Genomic DNA, 1418 nt, shown 5'->3' on the forward strand with positions numbered 1-1418 from the left:
GCCGTACCCGCCGGTCCTCGTCGCGTGTCGTTCGCGCGTATTCAGGAGCCGCTGGAAGTTCCCGATCTTCTCGCCCTGCAGACCGAGTCGTTCGACTGGTTGTTGGGGAATGAGAAATGGCGGTCGCGGGTGGAGGCGGCTCGCCAGGCCGGGCGCCGGGATGTTCCGGCGCAGTCGGGTCTTGAGGAGATCTTCGAGGAGATCAGTCCGATCGAGGACTTCTCCGGGACGATGTCGCTGTCGTTCCGTGATCATCGGTTCGAGCCGCCCAAGTACTCGGTGGACGAGTGCAAAGACAAGGACATGACGTTCTCCGCGCCGATGTTCGTGACGGCGGAGTTCATCAATAACACCACCGGTGAGATCAAGAGCCAGACGGTGTTCATGGGGGATTTCCCGCTCATGACCTCCAAGGGCACGTTCATCATCAACGGGACCGAGCGGGTGGTGGTCTCGCAGCTGGTGCGGTCGCCGGGGGTGTATTTCGATCGGTCGGTGGACAAGACCTCCGACAAGGATCTTTTCGGCTGCAAGGTGATTCCGTCGCGCGGGGCGTGGCTGGAGTTCGAGATCGACAAGCGTGACAGCGTGGGTGTGCGCATCGACCGTAAGCGCAAGCAGGCGGTGACGGTGCTGCTGAAGGCGCTGGGGTGGACCAGCGAGCAGATCCTTGAGCGGTTCGGGCGGTATGAGTCGATCCGGGCGACGCTGGAGAAGGATCACACCTCGGGGCAGGATGACGCGCTGCTGGACATCTACCGCAAGCTGCGTCCGGGTGAGCCGCCGACCAAGGAGTCGGCGCAGACGCTGCTGGAGAATCTGTACTTCAATCCCAAGCGTTACGACCTGGCGAAGGTCGGCCGGTACAAGATCAACAAGAAGCTCGGGGTCGACGCCGAGATCACCCAGGGCACGCTCACCGAGGACGACATCGTCACCATCATCGAGTACATCGTCCGCCTGCACGCGGGCGAGGTGTCGATGCCGGGCGCCGGCGACCGCGAGATCATCGTGGAGACCGATGACATCGACCACTTCGGCAACCGGCGGCTGCGCACGGTGGGCGAGCTGATCCAGAACCAGGTGCGGCTGGGGCTGGCCCGCATGGAGCGGGTGGTGCGCGAGCGGATGACCACCCAGGACGTCGAGGCGATCACGCCGCAGACGCTGATCAACATCCGTCCGGTGGTGGCGTCGATCAGGGAGTTCTTCGGCACCTCCCAGCTGTCGCAGTTCATGGACCAGATCAACCCGCTGGCGGGCCTGACCCACAAGCGCCGGTTGAACGCGCTGGGTCCCGGTGGTCTGTCGCGGGAGCGGGCCGGGTTCGAGGTGCGTGACGTGCACCCCTCGCACTACGGCCGGATGTGCCCGATCGAGACGCCGGAAGGCCCGAACATCGGCCTCATCGGCTCGCT

1 protein-coding gene is annotated in these 1418 nt (G+C 64.5%); it reads left to right on the plus strand.

The genetic code is table 11. The features are described from left to right. Nucleotides 1-1418, plus strand: a 1418-nt coding sequence (locus Sru01_RS35020; RefSeq protein ID WP_507763328.1) for an RNA polymerDNA-directed RNA polymerase subunit B, incomplete at both ends; no start/stop codon positions are given.

Source organism: Sphaerisporangium rufum (genome assembly GCF_016863395.1).
GTDB classification, from domain to species: Bacteria; Actinomycetota; Actinomycetes; order Streptosporangiales; family Streptosporangiaceae; genus Sphaerisporangium; species Sphaerisporangium rufum.